Here is a 22,186-nt window from a genome sequence, read left to right as displayed (position 1 = left end):
CACACTGTCCAGCCACATACGAGCACAGTCCTTGTCGCCAAACAGGATCGATGCCTTCAGAAGGTACTCATAATACGAATCGATACCGCCCATAATGCCTGCCGTCGGATCGGTCCACTTCCCCGTCTCCACATCGATCTCCGATCCCACCAGTCCGATCGCAGACCTTCTCTTGTACAACTCCACGAGCGCCCGCTTGGCCATGTCGTAGTAATTCTGTTTGCCCGTCAGCCGCGCCAGCATCCCGTATTCCAGCAGCAGCGTCCCAATCTCCGCCGGATTGCTCTTCGTTCCGCGCACCGCGCCCGTGCGCAGATTCACATACTCGTACGGCATCCCCGTCGGCGAATCGAACATGGGAGACATGCGCCGCCCCAGATCATCGGCCAGTTCCAGCAGCCGCTTGTCGCCCGTCATCTCGTAGCAGGAGATCAAACTCCCCAGCAGCCGAATCGTAATCTCGAAATCCTTGACGTAAATATCCTGGTCGAAATTCAGCTTCGTATCGATCAGCGTGCGCGCCTCATCGGCCTGGGGCTTTAACCCCATCAGTGTCAGTGTGTCCAGAGCATCCACTGGCGTCATCATCAGGCTGTGCCCATCCCCATACCAATCGAATGGCTTCAGACTCAGCGGCTTCAGCGCATCATGTCCCCACGCATACTTCTTGTACCCGCTCCACGCATGCAGCGCCTCAGCGCGAACCCGCTCCGCCATCTCCGCCTTTTCGGCGTCGCTCATCGGCTCTACAGACGCAGCCGTCGGGGTTGCGGGTGCACCTTTGCTGGGAGCGGAAGAACTCTGGGCAAACGAAACAGGCACTAACAAAGCAAGGAACAAGAAAACAACAAGAGATTTCGAAGCGCGCATCGTTACCCTTCCAGCCAACGCAAACATCATACGGAATCAGCCGCCACTTCGATTGGTAAGACGAGAAATGCCGATTGAGACAGAGCCGAGCCCGAGCGAGCTGGGATACAGTGTTGGCTATGAAAGTTGCGCTCATTTTCTTGGCACCGGCCCTGTTCGCAACATTTGCATTGGAGATCATCTCCGCGCAATCCGTCACGGCCAAATTGGAGAATCCAACTGAATCCGTGACGATTACCGAGCCCGCGAAGATGACTCTCGATCAGGTGTTCAAATTGTCCGACGTGGTCGCGGTGGTTCGAATTGTCTCCGGTGATGCTGATAACTATAAGATCGCTATCTACAAAGCTGTCGTCGTTAAGGGATTCAAAGGAACAGAAGAGGGCAAGACGATCTACTTTGGCCAATATTCGGGCGTGCGGCTCGGCGATGAATATGTCCTCTTCCTACGCAACGCCAAGGAGCCGGCTATTCCAACGAGATCTCCCACCGCCGCCTACGGCACGGTGAAGTACCTTGATGTTTTCAATCAAGGCTACACAGCGATGGAGAGTTCATATTCGTGTGTGTTTGACGGAAAGGTCCCAAATCAGTCGTGCGATTACGGAGTAAGAGTCTGCACCGACTACATAGTCCTCCCTAAGCCTGTGCACGCGTTTCCTCCAGAGAAGGACGATCCTCCGTTCGGCTGCAGATGGGTTCGGAAATCGAAGTTCATCTCGCTGCTGGATGAATTTGCAGAACCCGGCGCAGTTCACGTTCCATAGAGAAATCGCGCAAACAAAACCACCCGGAACCGAAGTCGGTTCCGGGTGGTTTAACTGAAGGCTGAGAGCTGACAGCTAATAGCTGCGTTTGTTCGGTTCCGGGTGGTTTAGCTGAAGGCTGATAGCTGACGGCTGAGAGCTGCTTTTTAAGCCGCGCTTTCGCTCAGCGAACTTACCCTGAAGCGTTTCATCTGGATCGACAGTGTCCGCTCGATCTTACGCAGATCGCCGCGCTCCGCCGGTCCGGCGAACGTTGAAGCAATGCCCTTGGCCGATGCGCGACCAGTACGGCCCACGCGGTGAACAAAGTCCTCCGCCAGTTTCGGCATATCGAAATTGATCACGTGCGCCACGTTGGCTACGTCGATGCCGCGAGCGGCAACATCCGTAGCAACCAGTACGCGGTGATGGCCCTCAGAGAAACTCCGCAGTGCCGAGTTGCGCTGCGACTGCGAACGGTCGCCGTGAATCTGTGTCGCCGACCAGCCTGAACGGCTGAGCCTGCGCGCCACACGATCCGCGCCATGTTTGGTGCGAACAAACACCAGGAAGCTGCCATCCTCTGAATCCAGAAGGTGCTCAAGCAACTCCTGCTTCTTGTCGGCAGCCACTTCAAAGGTGCGAAGCTCCACATTCTCCGCCGGCTTCAGTACTGACCCGATCTCGATGCGCACGGGATTATTGAGGTACTTCCGCGCCACTTCCTTCACCGCGCCTTCCAGCGTGGCGGAGTAGCAAAGCGTCTGCCTCGACTGCGGCAGGGTTGTCGCAATGCGTGCGATCGCAGGCTGGAAGCCCATATCGAGCATCCGGTCTACTTCGTCAAGAACCAGCATCTGGATCTGGTCCATACGCACGAGCTTGCGCTTCAGATAATCCTCAAGCCGGCCCGGCGTGGCCACGATCAGCCGCGCTCCGCGGCGAATAGCGTCCAGTTGGGGGCGTTCCTGCATCCCACCAACCACTAGCGCAACGGTTTGCTGCGAGCTGGTCCGAATGGTCTTGAAAGCCACTTCCACCTGCATCGCCAGCTCGCGTGTCGGCAGAAGAATCAGTGCCTGTGCAGCGTTCCGGTCCTGCACCTTCTGCAGCATTTCCACGATCGGGATCAAAAAGCCGAGCGTCTTGCCGGTTCCGGTCTGCGCCGTAGCCAGCACGTCGCGGCCTTCGAGAGCCGGAGGAAGGCAGCCGGCCTGTACCGGGGTGGGGGTCACAAAATTGTTAGCGTTGAGCCGCGCCATCAGCGAGGCCGAAAGCCCAAATTGCGCGAACTGGGCCTGTGAGAACTGTGTCGTCAAAATATCGTCATTTCCTGGATCCCGGAGCCCGTCTTCCCTGGGGCCTGCAATCGGAACCCGAACTTGCAGCCGCACACACGAATCCGGTCCACGTGCGCGCCTGCTCTTCAATTTATGCGTAAGGGAGAACCAAATACGTCCCGGGGACTGACCATCAGAATTTTCTGAGGTCCGGACCTGCCACACGCTACTTCTGCTGCCGGTCAGGCTCATAGCCATCCGGCACCACGACCCAGAACATCACTGGAAACCGCTCCTCATCATGGGAGCCGACGTGGTTACGCTGTAGGGGCTTGGGGGAATCTGTGCCAGGCTGAATTGCCTTAATAAGAAGGGGCAAACCGCCGCTCACGTCCAAATCACTGAGCGCAAAGCTAGTATAGCACGTTTCACCCTTTTCCCCTTCGCGCAATCCAGCCACGCCTGTTCAACCAATGCGCTAAACCGACCCGACTCCGCCATGCGGTCCAACGGAGCGGCTGTGACTGGCTCCTGAACGCGCGGCCAGATGGTCAGGACGCCCACAAGTTCCCCACAGTTCACGTCGCTCAGAACTCCAACGATTCCGCCCCTTAATGAGGCCGAACCACTGGCATCAGCATCACAGAGGATCGCTTGGCTACGCGGCAAATCCGAAGACTGCAAAATATACGATCGTGTACAGAACGACCGTTGCATCCATCGCCGCAGCAGCCTTGAATCCTTGTGAGTACGCTTGCCTTCCGTTGGCCACGACTAGATAAACCATGAAAGTTTTCTCCAATAAGCTATAGAGGAGAATTGGCGTTCGCCATTCCACCTTGAATGCGGCGGCAATCATGAAGACGCCCGTCAGGCCCACCATGATCCCCCAGTGCTGAGTGATGATCGTATACTCGCGGACAAACGGCATCTTCCCAATCGTTTTCAATGTCCACCGGGGCCAAAAGGCATAAAGACCGGCGGCGGCAGTTCCAATCCCGGTAATCACAAAGAACCACACGAACGTAAGATCGAAAAAGCGTATCATCCACCCTCCGTCCAATCGGACCCGAGCTTGGCACCGACTTACTTAGTAGTCCCGCCGTCGCCAAAGGTGCATCAATTTTCTACGGCTGCCGCGGTGGCCCAATCAGCGGCGTCTTAACCGGCTTTGCCATTCCGTAGAAGACCACCACCCCTTGGCCGGCGCCCTGGGTTTGCAATGCCTCGTCGACTTTTCCCATAGCGTCCTGGTAGACCTGCCAGTTGTTGGTGGCCCAGATGTCTCCCGCAGGGCCGATGCCGACGTCAACCATCAACTGCAATCCACCGCCAACGTATCCTCCCGGTGGCGAGATTGCGTCTCCGGTCTTCACGCCGGGCGGACAGTGCTCGGTGCGGAAGCCACACAACTCCACGATTCCGTTCGACTCGGAGCTGAAATTGGAGATCCATACATTGTCATTGCCATCTACAGAAGCAGCCCAGGGTCCGATTATCCCTTTGCCGTAGATCGGCGAGAAGGGCGCCTCGCTACCATCCGGGCGCAAGACAGAAATGCTGCCACCTTCGTAGCCAGATTTCTCGACAGCCATGGCCGGAACCAGAACTTTGGTGGCTCGTTGTCCGGCGTCGGGATCCTTATCGTAGTTAAACTTGAACGCGGCCAGCATTTCCGCAAACTTCAGTGCTCCCTTGGGTGAGCTTCCGAGTTTGTTGGTCACCCAGACATTACCAAGGCTGTCGATAGCCAGGCCGCTCGCAGAATATCCAACCTTGAAGGTTTCAAATTTGCTGGGATCGGATGCGGGGAAACGAACCACGTGATCCGCAACGGCGTTGGTGACCCAGATACGGTCCTGTTGATCGATAGCGAGAGCGAATGGTCCCATGAGCTTGCAGGGATTCTTGAGAGGGTCGCCGGTCGGGTTCTGGCAGAAGAACTGCACCTTGGATGGATCGCCCTGAGGAAGTTTCACAACCTGGCCCTTGATAAGGTCGAGAGCCCAGATATCTCCGCTCGGCGTTGAGATAATCCCCTGCATCTGGCTGATCTGGCCGTTAAAGTTCCAACCCTCCGGCGGCGAAAGCGGCTTTCCATCGTTATCGAACTTGGTAATGTTCTGCCCCGTAAAGCTCGTCGGCCACACATTATCGTGCGCGTCGAGCGTCAATCCGAAGCCGGGTCCTGCTATCCCTCCGCCCCTGAAGCCCAACGGGCTAGGTGAAAGCGCTTTACCATTAGGAGCGAACTTGCTGATGCCGCCTGTCCACGAAGCATCCTGATTTTGCGCCCCTACCGTGAAGTTGTCCGCGACCCACGCGTTGCCTTGGCTGTCGATCATGAGCTTGCCGCCCCCGCTCACTCCGCCGCCCGAGAATTTCAGCGGGAAGACGAAGGCGCTGGGAGCGAAGGTGAGATACGGTATGTAGGGCGCATCCCGCATGAGCCTGCCGGGGGTGCCAGGCTTGGGCAACGGATAGAACTCGTTGAGCAACGCGAATATCTTATCTGGGTTATGCCAGGGGAAAAGGGCAACCACCTCAGCCGCCAGCAAAGTATCTGGCGGTGCACCGCCGCTGGGAGGTGTAGTAGCCGCAAAGAGTTGACCACACGCGTCACGCCTCACCTGCGTAATGCACCCAGCGATCACATCGGCAAGGGTGCCGAAGTTGGCCATGGTTGGAGTTTGGGCGCTGTTGAGGCCGTCGAGAATAATCGGCCCCCAGCTCCCAGTTTCCAGATCGACGAAATTAGGCACATTGCCCGCGGCAATCCGCAGTTGGAGTGGAGAGCCTTTGATGGTGGTGTCGTCGATGAACTGCGCGTGTGTCACCACCGACGCAATAGTAGTGAACTCGTTGATGGTGACGCGGGCTGGGGGATTGCTTCCCACGACCGTGATCAACGCAATCGCCGGATTATTACCGGCTCCTTGATTGGCTGAAGATACGCCACCGGTAGCCACCAGATAGAGGCTGGAGTCAGGCGTGCCGGTGCCATCGATCGAGAACTGGCCAGCCGTGTCGGTTTTAGTCTGTGCGAGTTGTTTTGGAGGCCCTTCGCTCGCTGCCCAAAGAGTCACGGTTGATTGGGTGATGGGCGCACCCCCGCCCAACACCTGGCCCTTGATCTCGGCAGCAAAAGTCGATATTGGAAAAGACAAGGTCGCGGCCACCATCGCCGCCAGCATCGTTTGTCGAATGGCTGATCTCGTATTCATGCAGTTCTCCTTTATGGGAGTCGCAAATCTTGAGGGACGGGGGGGAACTTTGGTTTTCAAACCACCAGCTAATCAGATTTACATCGCCCGCGGAACTGGCAGTTGTGACAGGCACATTGCCAAGACCACCTAAGGTGAAGAGCATCGCCTGGTTCGTGCGAATCTCCTCAGATCCAAGCTGATCCGGCGGTCGCCGAGGTACTGGCTGAAGTGGGCAATACTGCGGAGGTATGTGCTGATTAGATCGGGGTGCAACCCCAATCTTACAATTCCGGGAGGATCACGACCTATCGTGAATCTCCCATAAGTCAACGAGAGGCAGCGCATTCCCGGCGAAATTCGCTTCGATCCGGTGGCGGATTCACAAGTGCATCGAAAAGACTGTCAGCGATGGAATTGAATTGCACTGGGTGGCGGACTATCCAGCAGCTACCGCTCCTCAAGCCGCGCAGCGACCTGCCGAACCAGCTTCTCCAGTTCCGGATTCACCGGTGGATTCGCGGCAGCGGGTGTGGGCAACGGCTCCATCCGCGCATCCGGAAATCCGAGCTTCCGCTTCAAGGCCAGGATTTCCCGTATCTTGTCGCCCGGGATATGGACGAGCGGCTTCCCGATCTGCTTTGCAATCACGCATGTCTTGCAATAGGACTCAAGGATCTCAGTCAGCCACTCGGCATGCGTCACCGTGTCGCTCCAGCAAACCACTCCATGATTCGCCAGCAAGATCGTGTTGTGATTCTGCACAAATGGCAGTACTGTCTCTGCAAAGGCATGCGTTCCCGGCGTCTCGTAATGCGCCAGCGCTGCCGGCCCGATGAATATCTCGTACTCCGAAATCAACCCGATCGGCGGCGCCGTCCCGGTCAGCGAAAACGCTGTCGCATACGGCGGATGACAATGCACGACGGCGCGCGCACGTGGATTGGCGCGATAAATCTCAAGATGCAGCAGCAACTCGCTGGTGCGCAGCCGATCTCCGGCCACTATGTTGCCATCCAAATCAGAAAGGCAGATATCCGCCGGCTCCATATCGCGCTTACTCATCATCGTCGGCGTGCAAAGCACATACCTCGAGCCAAGCCGGCAACTGATGTTCCCGCCATTGCCGTCCACATACTGCCGCTCCCAGAGTTTTCGACCCGCCCGGATGATCTCCGCTCGCAGGGCTTCCGCCTCAAACGAACTGGATGCCGCCGACGGGGAAAGGTCATCAGGCTTCGGCACGCGCAAAGCCTCAACCGCAGCCTCCACGACTTCCCTCACCTGCTCTGATATCGGATTAGCAAACTGCTCCATCCAGACCTCGCCAGGAGAACTCCAGGACAGCTACACTGCGGCGCGAGTGCAAGCCGCCCCGTCCGAGTTCCCACCTCTACATATAGGTCCGAATGGCCATCGCTGTTGGTGACATAGATCACCGAGCGTATTTATTCAGCTCCGCGCCGCTACTGAATCTCTCATCCGTCAACCGGAGGCGGCCAGGATCTGTTGCGAGCACGGTATGGGCTGACAAAGTTCCTGCTTCGATCGGCCATCGCGCTGCGGGCGAGGGTTCCGGGTCCTTCTCCAGTATTTTGTTCAGGATATTTTCAAACTCGAGGGGAAGCTGCTGCGCGTTGACCCTGCGCGGTGCCTGATCACGAACGATTGCGGGGGGAGGGCTACTTTGCTTGCACTGACGGCTATGAGGACGATCTCTCCTGTCTGCAGCCACAGGACTCTCGTATGGTCATGGTCACAGGGAGCGTCATCCTGAGGCTCGAAGGCTCTAATTCTCCTTTGATTCTCTGCAGGAGGAGGCGGGCCGCCATGGTGCCAAGTTCTGCCGCGGGCTGGCGGACGGCCGTGATCGGTGGGTGGATCAGAGTGAAGAAGTCAACATCGTCGAAACCGGCGACCGCGACATCTCTGCCCATCTCAATCTTCAACTGCTGGAGTGCTTCGATTACCCATATGGTTGCTGCATTGTTGGCAGTGAACAACGCGTCAGGACGATCGGGCGAGGCAAACAGGTCCGACAAGGCGGATTTCGCGGAAGAGAAGTCTGACAATCGCACTTCTTTGGGGCATGGGAGGTTCGCATGTTTCATCGATTCCCTGTATCCGATCATGCGTTGTTTGATGGTCAGCAGGTGAGGGTTTACCGCCACGCATCTGATCCGCCTGAAGCCATGCTGGATGAGATGCTCCACCGCCAATTGCGCTCCAACTCGGTTTTCAACGCCGACGGAATCCGTCTTAGCGATTTCGATTGGCCGATCTATGGTGACGATGGGGGTTGTTCCCGCAGCCAGCGTTTTGAGGTATTTATTCTTGCTGTCTACGGGGACAAGGAGGATGCCGTCAACAGGATGATGAACCATGATTTTCACTTGCGCGGCTTCGACCGACGGGTCTCCGTTCGATGCAGCAAGCCAAACGAGGTAGCCACTTTCATGTGCGGTCTGCTGAACGGCGTGAATAATCACGGAGAAGAAACTATCGGCGATGTCTGGGACAATCAGAGCAATTGAACGGGAGAGTTGACCCGTGAGCATTCGCGCCGCGTAATTAGGCCGGTAATCAAGACGGCGAATGGCTGCCCGAACCTTCTTCGCTGTCTCCTCTGCAACATAGGGATGGCCGTTGATGGTGCGAGAGACCGTCATCGGTCCCACTCCGGCCACCCGCGCTACATCTTCAAGCGTTGCCCGCTTCTTTTGAGGAGCCATAGCAGTACGTTCAGCCTTCTTTATGAGAGGGCTAACATATAGAGCCTACAGCGCGCAATTAAACATTTGGCTGTAAATTGTCACTTCATTGTTGACAAATTAACACGATACTGTGTAAACACTTGAAGGTTGTGATAGCGCAATCATAAACAACCTGTAACCTTCCCCGGAGGTCACAAGTGAAAAACCATAGGTGCAAAATTGCGCTCATGGTCATGATGTATCCCATCATGGCGGCAACCCCACCCTTCGCCCCATCTGAAGCCTCGTCCCCTTCGGGCGCCATCTCGGATTCATCCGGTATCGTCGTTTCCGACGTAAGGGCCAATGTAGTGTGATGTTGCAGCGCAATCATGCCTAGCGGTTGCGAAGCCCCCAAAAGCAAGAGATATCAAACGATTCACGCATTCTCATTTCAAAGGAGTCGCCATGCGGAAAGCTATTCAAATGCATATCTGGTCTCTCTGCGCCGTTCTATCGATTGCCCTTCTGTTCCCAGCCCATGGATTCGCTCAATCCGATGTGGGCACAATCAGTGGATTTGTTCGAGATCAATCGGGTGCGGGCGTACCAAATGCGCAGGTAGAAATTCTCAATGAGAGCACCGGCGAATCGCACAAGGCAACCACCGATTCGCAAGGTCACTACACCGTTACGAACCTGCGCCCTGCGGTTTACACCATGAGCACCGAGGCACCCGGGTTCAAGAAGTTCACCAGCGCGCACAACAAGCTGAATGCCAGCACAACGCTCTCGCTGGATGCGGGCCTTTCCGTCGGCGCGACCAGCGAGACGGTTGAGGTGACCGCTACCGCGTCCGTCCTTCAAACCGAATCCGGATCAGTACAAAGCCAGGTCTCGGGGAGACAGATCAGCGACCAGGAGCTGAATGGCCGCAATCCCTTGTACATGGGCTCCCTGCTCCCCGGCCTTCGCAGCAGCTCAACTCTTGGCGATTTCAACTTTGCGGTCGGCGGCGGCGTTCCCTTTCAGATTAACGGAGCTCGGACGCAGGATACGCTGGTGACGTTCGATGGTGCACCCGCAGTCCGCACCCGCGGCAGCGGAGCAGTCATCGGCGTTGCCAGCGTTGACGCAACCGCGGAGATGCAGGTACTCACCGCTGACTATCAGGCCGAATACGGCGGTGCAGCAGGTGGCCAGGTTCGGATCATCACCAAGAGTGGCGGACATGATTTTCACGGCTCGGCGTACGAGTATTTGAGAAACTCCGCAATGAACGCCAACACCTGGACGCGGAATCAAAGCCCAACGACACGCTTTGCTCCCCCCTTTCGTTACAACAACTTTGGCTTCGCCGTAGGCGGTCCGGTTTGGATTCCCGGAATCCACTGGACGGATCCTCTTCGCCAAAAGCTCTTCTGGTTTTTCAATCAAGAATGGATTCGCTACCGTTTCACGGACACTCAGACTCAAGCCGTGCCCACCATGCTCATGCGCCAGGGAGACTTCAGCGAGTTGCTGAGTCCAAATCCCTGGTACTCCGGCGTGACCAAGATATACGACCCGACTACCTGCCCGGTGAAAGGGGCAGCAAGCTGCGTTCAATACCCAAACAACGTTATCCCAGCAGGATTAAGCCCTAACGGCATGGCGATTCTGAACGCGTATCCCGCGCCTACTCCCGGCTACTTGTCAGGTACGCAGAACTGGATCGGCCAAGCGGCCCACCCCATTAATCAAACCAAACAGATTATCAACATTGACTTCCTTCTAAGCTCGAACCACCGTCTTGAGTTCCGGCGCCAATATGCCACCTATTTTGAATACCAGCCTTTCGACCAGGGATCAGGCCTGACGGGCAAGTACTTCAATCGTCCCAATCAGACCAATGTCCTTGCGTGGACCTGGACAGTCTCCCCGACGCTCATCAACGAATTGCGCGGCACGGTAAGTATCGACCGTGTGTATATCCCGGTAAATACAGCGTTGGCAGGCTTCAACCGGGGCACTCTGGGAATCAACTTCCCGTACATTATTCCGGGAGCCAAATCTGCGGAGGAGAAGATCCCGACGGTCACCGTTCCGAACTTTTACGGTCTTGCCGGCGGTCCTTATCCTTCGCATTCTCAAGGCCCGATCTACACCATTAGCGACAGTGTGACAAAGGTCTTGGGTAATCACACGTTAAAGGGCGGGATCTTTGTGAACTATCAGGGCGAAAACGATAACGACCAGATCAACGTGGCGACTGTTCCAGGAGGCGCAAACAATCAAAACGGATCGTTCGTGTTTACCGATAATCGCAGCGGCTTGAACGGTACCACTGGAGCGGGTATCGCCAATCTTGCGCTCGGATTGGCTGACAGCTACACCGAGATTGGACCGAGGGCGTACACAAGTTGGACGGGCCAGATGTATGAGGAGTTCGTTCAAGACTCGTGGAAGGTAACGCCAAGACTGCACATCGACTATGGAATTCGGGTAACGAGTCTTACCCCATACAAACCGGCGTGGGGCAACGCAGCGTACTTCGATCCGGCGTCGTACGACAAGAGTCAGGTTCCAGTTGTCAGTCCGACGACAGGCAACATAACCCTCGGAACAGGAAACGCCTATAACGGGGTTGTCATTCCGGGCTTCAGCCAGTTCCCGAGTTCCGCAGCCGCTCACGGTGTGGTTGGATCGGGGCCGAATTCGACTGCCTGTGCGGGCGGTCCTTGCAATGCCTTGTTTGCTCCACACCTCAATAAAGGCTACGTGAACATCGCGACCACTGTTCAACCGCGTCTGGGCATTGCCCTCCAGCTCGACCCCAAGACCGTGCTACGCGCGGGTGCAGGTGAGTTTGCCACCCGCATGGGCCTGCTCGACAATATTTTCCCCGGCGGCAACCCTCCCTTTCAGCCGTTCGTCACTGTTGCGGCGGTCGCGGGCAGTTTTGCCTCAATGGTGGACAATCCCGGCGTAGCGCTGAACCCGACCGTAGCTCCTCCGTTGACGGTCACTTCGCTCGTCAACAACCTGAAATCTCCAATCCGGTGGAACTGGAATGTTTCTTTCCAACGTGAACTTCCGTTGAACTCGACGTTCACCCTCGCTTATGTCGGCGGTCGCGGATACCATAACTGGCGCGTGTTTGACATCAATCAGCCCACAGCTGGCGCAATTCAAGCAAATCCTGGCAAGAACGTGAACTACCTGCGCCCGTATCTTGGCTTCGCTGCTATTCAGCAGGAGCAAAGCAACGGCGGTGCAAGCTACAACGCAATGCAAGTCAGTTGGAACCGCCACTTTACCAATAACCTCATGTTCGGCGTCAGCTACACATGGGCGAGGAGCATGGACGATGGTTCGAACTATCGCGACATCGTTCCCGACACATACAACGTGACTAATCTCTGGGGCCCGTCAGAGTATGATGCCCGCAATGCGCTAGTCATCAACTACCTCTACGCCCTGCCGTTCTTTCGTAATCAGAACACCATCACTGGGAAAATCATTGGTGGCTGGCAGCTGAGCGGAAGTTCACAGTTCCAAACGGGGCAGCCATGCGGTGTGGGAACGAACAACGACTATGCCGGCGTTGGCGAGGTCGGCAGCTTCGGTTGCGGTACGAACACCTCCGAGGGGCAGTTCTGGGTCAAGAACGGAAGTCCGCATATCCTCAAGAAGTTTTCTGGGTATCCCGGGCAGCAAGGCAACAAGTACTTCTCCACAACCAACCCTGATGGCTCGCCCATCTTCACCCAGCCGGCTGCGGGCACCTTCAATCTGCAAAATGGCGTCCGCGACAGCATCTACGGGCCTGGCTTCCAGAACTGGAACCTCTCCCTCAAGAAGAATTTCCCCATCAACGATAGAGCCGGGTTCGAGTTCAATGCAGATGCCTACAACTTCATCAATCATCCCAACTGGGCGCAGATTGGACAAGCAGGCGGTCTCCAGTTAAATCCGACAGCTGGCACCTTCGGGCAGATAACTCAGAAATCCACGTCCAATCCGAGAAACATCCAGGTTGGTTTGAGGTTCGTGTTTTAACTTGCATACAAGTCGACGAGAACTCCGCTCCATCGTGGTGCGGAGTTCTCGTCGACAACAAAAACGAGGCCCCTTCTCCTCGACTCGAGCACGGATTAACTACTCATATGCCCACACTTTTCCGCAATCCAGGTCAATACTCCAACCCACCCTTGCGAACTTCTATGAGAAAACCTTTTAGTTGTTTCACCGCGCTTATTTTTTCGCTTGTGGCGTGTTGCCTGCCTTTCGCGGCTCGCAGTCAGACGATGAAAGCTCCTGACATCACGAGCACGCCCACACTGTACGTCGTTCCTTACGCACACCTGGATACGCAGTGGCGTTGGGAGTTTCCGCAGACTATCAGCGAATATCTGCTCAAAACGATGCGTGTGAATTTCGATTACATCGATCGATACCCTCACTACGTTTTCAATTGGACCGGGGCAAATCGATATCGCTTGATGAAGGAGTATTTTCCAGCAGACTATGCGCGATTGAAGAAGTACGTCGCCGCCGGGCGATGGTTTCCCGCAGGCTCGTCCGTGGAGGAAGGAGACGTAAATCTCCCCAGCGCGGAAGGAATCTTTCGACAGATCCTTTATGGAAATGAGTATTTTCGAAAGGATTTCGGCAAGGCGAGCGAGGAGTATATGCTGCCAGACTGCTTCGGGTTCCCCGCTTCTCTTCCGAGCATTCTTGCGCACGCTGGCGTGAAAGGCTTTTCGACGCAGAAGCTCAACGCGCAGTGGCAGCCTGCTCCGAAAGTTGGAGGTCCTGATTCGCCTGAGCAAACCCCGGAAGGCATTCCCTTTAATGTTGGAGTATGGGTGGGCCCGGACGGAAAGGGCGTGATCGCCGCTCTCAATCCTGGCGGGTACGGAAGCAATGTCTACACCGATCTCAGCAAAGAGCCGACGGCAGTGTCGGCATCGGGACCGCAACTGACGAGTGAGGAGCGCGCACGCCTGACTCCGCAGCAGGCCGCCGCCGTCGCGCGGCAGAGGCCACAGGAACAAGACTGGGTCAAGCGTATAGATCTCGACGGGAAAGTCACCGGAGTGTTCGCCGATTATCACTACGTCGGCACCGGTGATATCGGCGGGGCCACCCAGGAATCCACCGTCAAATTGCTCGAAGCTATTGTCACGAAGAGTGAGACTGTATTGCCCTCTCCGCCACGATCTGCCTTCGCAATGGGAGAAGCGCCGGCCACCCAGCCCGCCGGGGCTCCGGTGAAGGTGGGAGAAGGCCCTGTGCATGTTATGGAGACCGCCGCGGATCAACTCTTCAGGGACATCACGCCGGCGATGTCGACCCACCTGCCGCAGTACAAAGGAGATCTTGAGCTGATCAATCACTCGGCTGGCTCTTTGACATCGCAGGCATACCACAAACGCTGGGTCATCCAAAACGAGCTTCTGGCCGACGCGGCAGAGAAAGCCTCTGTTGCCGCTGCGTGGATGGGGGGGAGAACCTATCCCCAGCAGCGGCTCAATGATGCCTGGATGCTGGAACTGGGCGGCCACTTCCACGACACGGCAGCCGGAACCGCGACTCCCCGGGCATACGAGTTTGCCTGGAATGATGACGTTATAGCAGCGAATCAGTTTGAGGGTGTGTTGACGAGTGCCACTGAGGCGATCGCATCAGGACTCGATACGAACGTCGGTGGAATTCCGATCGTCGTTTTCAATCCGCTCAACGTCAGTCGCGAAGATGTTGTTGAAGCCCGCATTGTTTTTCCGGGAGGAGCTCCACAATCCGCCCGCGTAACTGATGCAGAGGGGAAGGAAGTGCCGTCGCAGGTTGAGAACGGCGAAGTTCTTTTCGTAGCTAAAGCGCCTTCGGTTGGCTACGCCGTCTACAGCGTTACCCCTGCACGCGGGTCGAATTCCAGTTCAGAACTAAAAGTGACAAATTCCAGCATCGAGAATGCACGCTACCTCGTGAAGCTGAATTCCGATGGCGATGTCGCGAGCATCTTCGATAAATCACTGCACAAGGAATTGCTCGCTGCTCCGATGCGCCTGGCGATCTCGAATGACAAGCCCAAAGTGTATCCGGCGTGGAACATGGATTTCGACCAGGAACAAGCTCCTCCGCGCGCGTATGTTGGCGGTCCGGCAAATGTTCGTATCAAGGAGAAAGGTCCAGTCCGCGTATCGCTCGAAGTAACACGCGAGACAGAAGGCTCCAAGTTCGTTCAGACGGTAAGTCTTGCAGCAGGCGATGCGGGAAATCGTGTCGAATTCTCCAATGCAATTGACTGGAAAACTCTGTCGGCCAATCTCAAAGCCGTGATTCCCTTAAGCGCCTCGAACGAAAACGCCACATACAACTGGGGGATCGGAACAGTTCAACGGCCCAATGCAAATGAGAGGCAGTTCGAGGTAGCCTCCCATCGCTGGATCGATCTCTCCGACAAGAGTGGCGCCTTCGGAACAACGGTCCTGACCAACTTCAAGAATGGCTCTGATAAGCCAGCCGACAATACCATCCGTCTGACCTTATTGCGATCGCCGGGAATCCAGCCTCCACCCAATGGCCGGCCGTCGGGCTACACAGATCAGGCGAATCAAGACTGGGGCCATCATGAAATCGTATTTGGCCTGGCGGGCCACACCGGCGATTGGCGCAAAGCGCAGACAGATTGGCAGGCCTACCGCCTCAATGACCCCCTCATTGCCTTCCAGACGGTGGCGCACAAAGGAGCACTCGGAAAAAGCTTCTCTCTCGTTCATCTGAACAACTCGCGCATTCGCGTGCTCGCGTTGAAGAAAGCCGAGGACATCGACGAAATCATTCTCAGAATGGTGGAACTCGATGGCGAACCAGCACAGGATGTGCGCGTTTCTTTTGCTGGTCCAGTGGCTGCCGCGCGCGAAGTCAACGCGCAGGAACAGCCGGTAGGTGCAGCAACTATTACTGATGGTCAACTCATCACTTCGTTCACGCCATATCAGCCTCGGACGTTTGCGCTCCGCCTCGGTGCGCCTGTGACAAAGCTGACTACCGTAAACTCGCATCCGGTGAAGCTCAAATACGACCTTGCCGTTGCAACCAATGATGACACCCAAACCGCCGGAGGAGGCTTCGATGGCACAGGCAAGGCAATGCCGGCGGAGATGCTGCCCGCGAAGATCACGTATCGTGATGTGGAGTTTGAACTCGCCCCGGCAAAAACCGGCACTCCGAATGCGCTTGTTGCGAAAGGGCAGACGATCTCATTGCCTGACGGTCATTTCAACCGTATCTATATCCTTGCCGCCTCTGCGGATGCAGATCAAAACGCCACATTCTATGTCGGCAACGCGAAAGTCGATCTGGACATCCAGGGTTGGACAGGGTTTGTCGGCCAATGGGATACGCGTCTCTGGAAGAACCAGACAGAACGGGATTGGGCGATCTCAGCAAATCATGCAGTCTGGCCGCCCGCCGATTTCGAAGCGCGCGAAAAACGTCCGGTTTCTCCACGATATCCGGAAGACTACGTCGGCCTCCGTCCGGGCTATGTGAAACCAGCGAGCCTTGCATGGTACGCATCCCACCAGCACACTGCCGATGGACTCAACCAGCCGTACCGGTATTCTTACCTCTTCGCGTACGCTCTCAACGCGCCTGGGAGTGCAAAGACTCTCAAGCTCCCGAACAACGACAAGATTCGAATCCTCGCGATTTCTACCGCAGACGAGAATCCAATGCTCGAAGCTACTCAATCTCTATACACCACGCTCAACGGTCTCGAACCGCCGAGCGAATCGGAAGCAGCGATGCACTAGAAAGCGCAATGACAAGGACAGTTACAATTCCAGTTTATGAATAACCTTTCGGCAGCAATTGTCTTGCTCGCTATGGGCACGGCAACAGGTTTGATGGCCCAGAACGATGCTGTCTCATACGTAAATCCCCTGATTGGCACTCAAAGAAGCGCCATCGGGTACGGCGGCACGATGCCCTTTGTGACGACGCCGTTCGGCATGACGGACTGGACACCGCAGACGCGACAAAACAAGATCAGCATCACGTCTTACAACCACGACGACACCACAATCTCAGGCTTCATCGGCACGCATCAGCCCGCGATCTGGATGGGCGATTACGGCTACGTCACAATCATCCCGCAGGTAGGTGAACTGCGCACCACGCCAGAATCTCGCAAGCTCGGGTACAGCCACGCTTCTGAAACTGCGCGACCCGATTATTACCTAGTCTCGCTGGATGCGGGCAGCGCTGGAAAAATTCGGGCGGAGATGACAGCCACTGAACGCTCCGCCTTCTTTCGATTCACCTTTCCAAACGCAGCGAACGCCCGGCTAATTGTCGAGGCCTCCCGGCCCGGAATCGCAGGAATGGCATCGGTTGATCCTGAAGCGCGCGAGATTACGGGCTATAACCCGCATCGAATGGATGCACACCTCGGCCCGTTTGCACTGCCAAATTTCAAAGGATACTTCGTGGTCCAGTTTGAGCAGCCGCCGCTGCATATGAAGACCTACGGAATGGACAGTGGACAGAGTGAAACAAGCCGCGGAGCGTACGCGGAGTTCAAACCCGGGCAGACGATCCAGGCCCGCATAGGAACATCATTCATCAGCATCGACCAGGCGCGCGAAAATCTCAGGCGGGAGATTCCCGGGTGGGATTTTCGCGTCGTGCAGGAAAAGCTGCGCGCGCAATGGAACCAGAAGCTATCAAGCCTCCAGATTGCCGGCGCCGCCGATAATGACAAGGCGCTGATTTACACGGCGATGTATCACGCCCTGTTGTATCCGCGCATGTTTTCTGAATACGGTCGCTACTACAGCGCGTTTGACGATTCCGTTCACAGCGGTGAGAGTTATACCGCTTATTCAATCTGGGACACTTTCCGGGCAGAAAACAGCATGCTTACACTGCTCGCCCCGGAGCGCATCAGCGGCATGATCACCGCCCTCCTGCAGAATTTCAAAGAAGGCGGCTGGATGCCCAAGTGGCCCAATCCGAGCTACACCAACATCATGATCGGAACCCATGCGGACTCTCTTGTTGCCGAAGCATTCAGGAAAGGGTTTAACGGTTTCGATCGCCAGCTTGCGTGGCAGGCCGTCTACAAAGACGCGATGACACCGCCCGATGGAGATACGACCCGGCGATGGTTGGATCGCGAAGAGCATACACCCTATGAAGCACGGGGCGGCCTCACCTATTACAAACAACTCGGCTATATTCCGACGGACAAGACCGACGAGGCGGCTTCTCGCACCCTCGAAGACAGCTACGACGACTGGTGCGTTGCGCAGATTGCAAAAGCGCTCGGGAGAACAGCGGATTTTAGTTTCTTTCTAAAGCGTTCTTTGAATGACCGTAACCTCTACAACCCAGCCATCGGACTGATGAACGGCCGGACGTCAGATGGCAAATGGGCGCCGATCGGCGGCGGGAGGGACGACCCTGAGAATCGGTCCGCCTCTGGATGGACGGAAGGCGATGCCTGGGTTTATACGTGGTCTCCACTACACGACCAGGCAGGTTTGATCCAGTTGATGGGGGGAGCAGAAAACTACGACAACAAACTGGATCAGCATTTCAGCGGCGGTCACAACGTGCACAACAACGAGCCGAGTCACCACTACGGCTATCTCTACGACTTCGGCGGGCAGCCGTGGAAGGCGCAGGCGATGGTGCGCAAGATTGCCGCAAAAGAATACGACGCGAGTCCGGGAGGCCTTGATGGAGACGACGATTGTGGTCAGATGTCCGCATGGCTTCTCTTCACAGCGATGGGCTTCTATCCCGTGAATCCGGCAAGCGGAGAGTACATGATTGGAAGTCCAATGTACCGCGAGATCTCACTCACACTCGTCAATGGCAAAACATTTCGCGTAGAAGCAAGCAACAACTCCGCCGAGAACGTCTATATTCAATCTGCGTCCCTGAATAAAACGCCGCTCGATATTCCGGTCATTACGTGGGAGCAGATCCAGGCTGGAGGTGTCCTTCATTTCGTCATGGGACCAAAACCCTCGAAATGGGGCAGCAACTGGAGGCCTGCTCTGATACCTGGTAACTAGGGTCGTCCAGGCTGATCCCGAGGTTCGCAGGATTGCCCTTCAGCATGTTCATTCGATGCTCTTAGGGAGTCAGTCCAAGTACCTGAAGGCCGCATAACCCCGATCTTGGATGGGCCGCCGGCCGAGCCGCGAAGAAACTCTGCCAACAACTCATATTGATCGCTCGCGATGTAGTCTACTCCTGCCTTTTGAGCGGCGCGCCAGCGCTCCCGGGCGGCCGCAAGCGAACCAAAGTTATAGCTTCGAAACCAACCGTTACAGCTTTCTTCCTTTTCGGTTGCACCGTCGAGAGTATAGAACCGAATCCAGAGTCGATGGGAATGTGCGTGTTGCACCAGCAGGCGCAGGCGCTCCTCGTCGGCAGGGCTCCACGCGCGTGATGGCTGCTGGCCTTCGTTCTCAACTACACTCCACGGATTGTTCCACCAGCGTCGATAGTTAGTTGCCGAAGAGGGCTCGAGAACTTCGGGCGGGGCCATCGGCTGTTTTGTGTTGGTATGCACGGCGCCGAACACCAGTAGCCGATCGCCCACGGGAACATCATCGAAGAACACTTTCTCCTGCGCGTCTGACTCACCCGTAAGCACGAGAATGGGTCGCACAGCGAGGGGCTGGACGTTGTTTGGATCGGATGTTTTCGGCGCTGTCGTGAGCCAGTTCTGATACTTCGTCAACAGTGCCCAGACGGCCTCAAGGTGCTGGGGTTCCTCGGTTTTGAAGTCGAGATTTAGCGTGATGAGCGGCCAGTCTGCATGATTATCTTCCTTCAGAGCGCGTTCGACGATGGGACGAACGCGGTCGAAGAAGTAGCGCTCCATGGTCGGCTCGTGCCCGCTGATAGGAGCGCCGTGGGCAACGATGGACCAGGATTTCCCCGTCCTTGCGTCGGTATACCAATAGAGATCCTGCTCAATTGCAAGCGGTGTACCAGCAGAGAGCGCGCGGTCAATGCGGTCGTACCACCATTCATAATACGGATAGCAGTTGTGCGCATCCATGACGGTACGGCTTCCTGGGAGAGACTGATTGCCGGGCTCATGCTGCGCGGCCACTGTGAACGCGCTGCACGCGAGCAGAGCCAGGTATAGTGCACGACGCATGATGGTCCTTTCCTTTGCGAGTCGTTTCGGTAGCCAAAATAGATTGGGTTGCCGAGCGGGAGCAAACCATCATTGACATCAAGAGCCTCCCGCGCAAAAAATGGCCGCTTTGGGAGCCTGTGGCAGGTGACTGCCTCAGGCCATCCTAGAGAGCGATCCTGCTTGCAAGAGTAAAATCTGAGTTGCGCTTGCTTGGCCGCTCAGAACATACTGTCTCTGGCGAGTCCAGCGTGCAATGGTCCTTGGTAACAATCGCATTCCCGTCAACCGTGACAACGTGGATTCTGTGCTGATAGTAGTATGAGTCGTAACGTTCGATCTCCACTAGCCGCCCCAATTTGTATATTCTCCGAGAGCCCTGGGGTAGTCGGATAGCCGAATCTTTGTGAGCCCTGAAATTCCCCAAAATGAACTTCATGCCGATGCAGCAGAAATGTTGAAGGCGGGTCTGCCTCCATTCAAGCCGCGCCGGGGATTGAAAAATGGACACCTGCAGACCATCTTTGGCAATTATCTGCCAAGACCTCCGTTTCTCTGTCCCTCGGTGGCCGAGCTGGTTGAAGTCGATCCTCAAGATGGCAGCCGCGTGAAGTGCTTCTGCAATTGGCAACCGATGCCGATACGCGCGCGCTGCCTGACAGTGATCCTAGTGCACGGACTTGAGGGCTCGTCGGAATCGCGGTACATCAAGGGAATTACAGCCAGGGCGTGGGCGGCCGGATTCAACGTCGTACGCATGAACATGCGCAATTGCGGCGACACCGACGAACTGACACCCACGTTGTATCACTCCGGCTTGTCGTCGGATGTTAGCGCGGTGATGCGCCACTACGCCGGGCGGTTTGGACTGGAGCGCGTGGCTCTGATTGGCTACTCGATGGGCGGCAACCTCGTGCTCAAGCTGGCTGGGGAGTGGGGAAGCGCGGCGCCCCTGTGCGCCGTTGCAACCGTGTGCCCGGCCATCGATCTTGCGGCCGGATCGGACGCTTTGCACGAGCCCGTAAATCGCGGGTATGAATGGCACTTCCTGCGGGGGCTGATGCGTCGATTCCGTCGCAAGGCTGCGCTCTTCCCGCACATCTATGTGACAGACGGCGTGGGGACCATTCGTTCGCTGCGACAGTTTGACGATAAGATCGTCGCCCGTTATTGCGGTTTTCGCGATGCCGACGATTACTACTACCGCGCCGCGAGTGCGCGCGTGGTCGACAAGATTGAAGTCCCCACCCTGATCATTCGTGCGCTGGATGATCCTTTCGTTCGTATGTTGCCGGAGACCCGCGCCGCACTGATTGCAAATCCCAACATCCTGCTGGTCGAGACACAGCATGGCGGGCACTGCGCTTACCTTTCGCGCGACCGAGGCGACGACATTCATTGGGCTGAGGCCAGCATCATCCGCTACCTCATGCGATTTGTCAGTGCGACGGAAGTGGCTACCCGGTCCAATGGAAGCTGACTGGGAGCTTGAGATCGGCGGCGATGCTCCCGTTGTCGAGGCGCATTGGACTGGCTTCGTGGATTTGCGTGCCGACCCGGAGCGGGCCGGCGATCTTGCGGAAGCCCGGCTTCTGCCTGGTCTTGCGGACGCGCTCGCGCGACTGAACGCCATGAACTCACCGGTATGGACATGCAAGACCGACGTCTTCGATCCCGGCCGGATTGATCCAGATGAACTCGACGCAGCGAGAGCTGAGGCGAATCATGCCGTTGCATGCTATGTCGATCTGCTGATGTGTGAGGATGAGCGATGGGATCTTCCATCCAGGGCAGAACTGGTTTGCAGAGAATTGTGCGCCCGGCTGCGGGATATACCGCTCCGGTGCTGCAGGGTCGATCTGGTCGTTCGACGCGCGCATGTTGAGGTTGACTTGAATGACCTCGGCATGACGGCATACTTCACGGCTTGCGGCCAAACGGAGAGCGACGCGAAATCCAGGCTCGCAGAGTGTCTTTCGCGGTTTTCCAAAACCATCGTGTCGGCAGCAGGATGAGGGACATGATTCGCGAAAGATCCCGGTTTCCGCATGAGATCATTCAAAGCTACAATGAAGAAAAGCGGGCGAGTAGCTCAATCGGATAGAGCACCGGCCTTCTAAGCCGGGGGTTGTGGGTTCGATTCCCGCCTCGCCTACCACTTTAGAATCCAAAAATTGAGTATTGCGGACTATTCGTCGTTGTCGTTCGCAAGCGAAAACGTCCGCTTTCGAAAACAAGCGAA

Annotated in this window: 13 protein-coding genes and 1 tRNA gene; 7 read left to right on the top strand and 7 right to left on the bottom strand. The window is 56.4% G+C overall.

The genetic code is table 11. From position 1 onward, the window contains the following. The coding region (locus WA354_RS08345) for a glycoside hydrolase family 47 protein (protein ID WP_472812543.1) at positions 1-870 on the bottom strand (870 nt) is incomplete at its 3' end. Between the two features lie 119 nt (positions 871-989). On the opposite strand from WA354_RS08345, the gene WA354_RS08340 reads away from it, so the two are divergent. Further along, positions 990-1,637: a hypothetical protein gene (locus WA354_RS08340; RefSeq protein WP_472812542.1), complete on the top strand. Its 648-nt coding sequence runs from the start codon at positions 990-992 to the stop codon at positions 1,635-1,637. Positions 1,638-1,783: 146 nt separating this feature from the next. Here the strand turns inward: WA354_RS08340 and WA354_RS08335 are convergent, their stop codons facing one another. The 5 genes from WA354_RS08335 to WA354_RS08315 all read right to left on the bottom strand — a co-directional run bounded on the left by WA354_RS08335 (position 1,784) and on the right by WA354_RS08315 (position 8,831). Continuing rightward, a complete protein-coding gene (locus WA354_RS08335) occupies positions 1,784-2,935 on the bottom strand; it encodes a DEAD/DEAH box helicase (protein WP_472812541.1) in 1,152 nt (383 codons plus the stop codon). A 619-nt stretch (positions 2,936-3,554) separates the two neighbouring features. Next, on the bottom strand, positions 3,555-3,944 hold the full coding sequence (locus WA354_RS08330) for a hypothetical protein (protein ID WP_472812540.1): 390 nt from the start codon (positions 3,942-3,944) through the stop codon (positions 3,555-3,557). 79 nt (positions 3,945-4,023) lie between these two features. Continuing rightward, positions 4,024-6,120, bottom strand: a complete 2,097-nt coding sequence (locus WA354_RS08325) for a hypothetical protein (protein WP_472812539.1) — start codon at positions 6,118-6,120, stop codon at positions 4,024-4,026. 429 nt (positions 6,121-6,549) lie between these two features. Continuing rightward, a complete protein-coding gene (locus WA354_RS08320; protein WP_472812538.1) occupies positions 6,550-7,416 on the bottom strand; it encodes a class II aldolase/adducin family protein in 867 nt (288 codons plus the stop codon). A gap of 386 nt (positions 7,417-7,802) precedes the next feature. Beyond that, positions 7,803-8,831: a LacI family DNA-binding transcriptional regulator gene (locus WA354_RS08315; RefSeq protein ID WP_472812537.1), complete on the bottom strand. Its 1,029-nt coding sequence runs from the start codon at positions 8,829-8,831 to the stop codon at positions 7,803-7,805. A 429-nt stretch (positions 8,832-9,260) separates the two neighbouring features. Here WA354_RS08315 and WA354_RS08310 point away from each other — a divergent pair, with 429 nt between their 5' ends. The 3 genes from WA354_RS08310 to WA354_RS08300 all read left to right on the top strand — a co-directional run bounded on the left by WA354_RS08310 (position 9,261) and on the right by WA354_RS08300 (position 18,865). Continuing rightward, positions 9,261-12,833: a carboxypeptidase-like regulatory domain-containing protein gene (locus WA354_RS08310; protein WP_472812536.1), complete on the top strand. Its 3,573-nt coding sequence runs from the start codon at positions 9,261-9,263 to the stop codon at positions 12,831-12,833. A gap of 248 nt (positions 12,834-13,081) precedes the next feature. Beyond that, entirely contained in the window at positions 13,082-16,594 is a 3,513-nt protein-coding gene (locus WA354_RS08305; protein WP_472812535.1) for a glycoside hydrolase family 38 N-terminal domain-containing protein, read from the top strand. A 36-nt stretch (positions 16,595-16,630) separates the two neighbouring features. Then, positions 16,631-18,865, top strand: a complete 2,235-nt coding sequence (locus tag WA354_RS08300; protein ID WP_472812534.1) for a GH92 family glycosyl hydrolase — start codon at positions 16,631-16,633, stop codon at positions 18,863-18,865. Here the strand turns inward: WA354_RS08300 and WA354_RS08295 are convergent. Beyond that, positions 18,862-19,965, bottom strand: coding sequence for a hypothetical protein (locus WA354_RS08295; protein ID WP_472812533.1), 1,104 nt, complete (start codon positions 19,963-19,965; stop codon positions 18,862-18,864). The two genes, WA354_RS08300 and WA354_RS08295, sit on opposite strands and share 4 nt — an antisense overlap. 385 nt (positions 19,966-20,350) lie before the next feature. Here WA354_RS08295 and WA354_RS08290 point away from each other — a divergent pair, with 385 nt between their 5' ends. The 3 genes from WA354_RS08290 (at position 20,351) to WA354_RS08280 (ending at position 22,102) form a co-directional block, all read left to right on the top strand. Beyond that, a complete protein-coding gene (locus WA354_RS08290; RefSeq protein ID WP_472812532.1) occupies positions 20,351-21,424 on the top strand; it encodes a YheT family hydrolase in 1,074 nt (357 codons plus the stop codon). Further along, positions 21,414-21,959 carry a hypothetical protein gene (locus tag WA354_RS08285; protein ID WP_472812531.1) on the top strand — a complete coding sequence of 182 codons (546 nt, stop codon included), beginning with the start codon at positions 21,414-21,416 and terminating at the stop codon, positions 21,957-21,959. The genes WA354_RS08290 and WA354_RS08285 overlap by 11 nt, the downstream gene beginning before the upstream one ends. A 66-nt stretch (positions 21,960-22,025) precedes the next feature. Next, positions 22,026-22,102: transfer RNA gene (locus WA354_RS08280), tRNA-Arg, on the top strand. Positions 22,103-22,186 lie beyond the last annotated feature (84 nt).

The organism is Occallatibacter sp., assembly GCF_049802275.1.
Classification (GTDB): domain Bacteria; phylum Acidobacteriota; class Terriglobia; order Terriglobales; family Acidobacteriaceae; genus Telmatobacter.
Note: the sequence above shows the minus strand (reverse complement) of the source record. Positions and strands in the feature narration are given on the sequence as shown.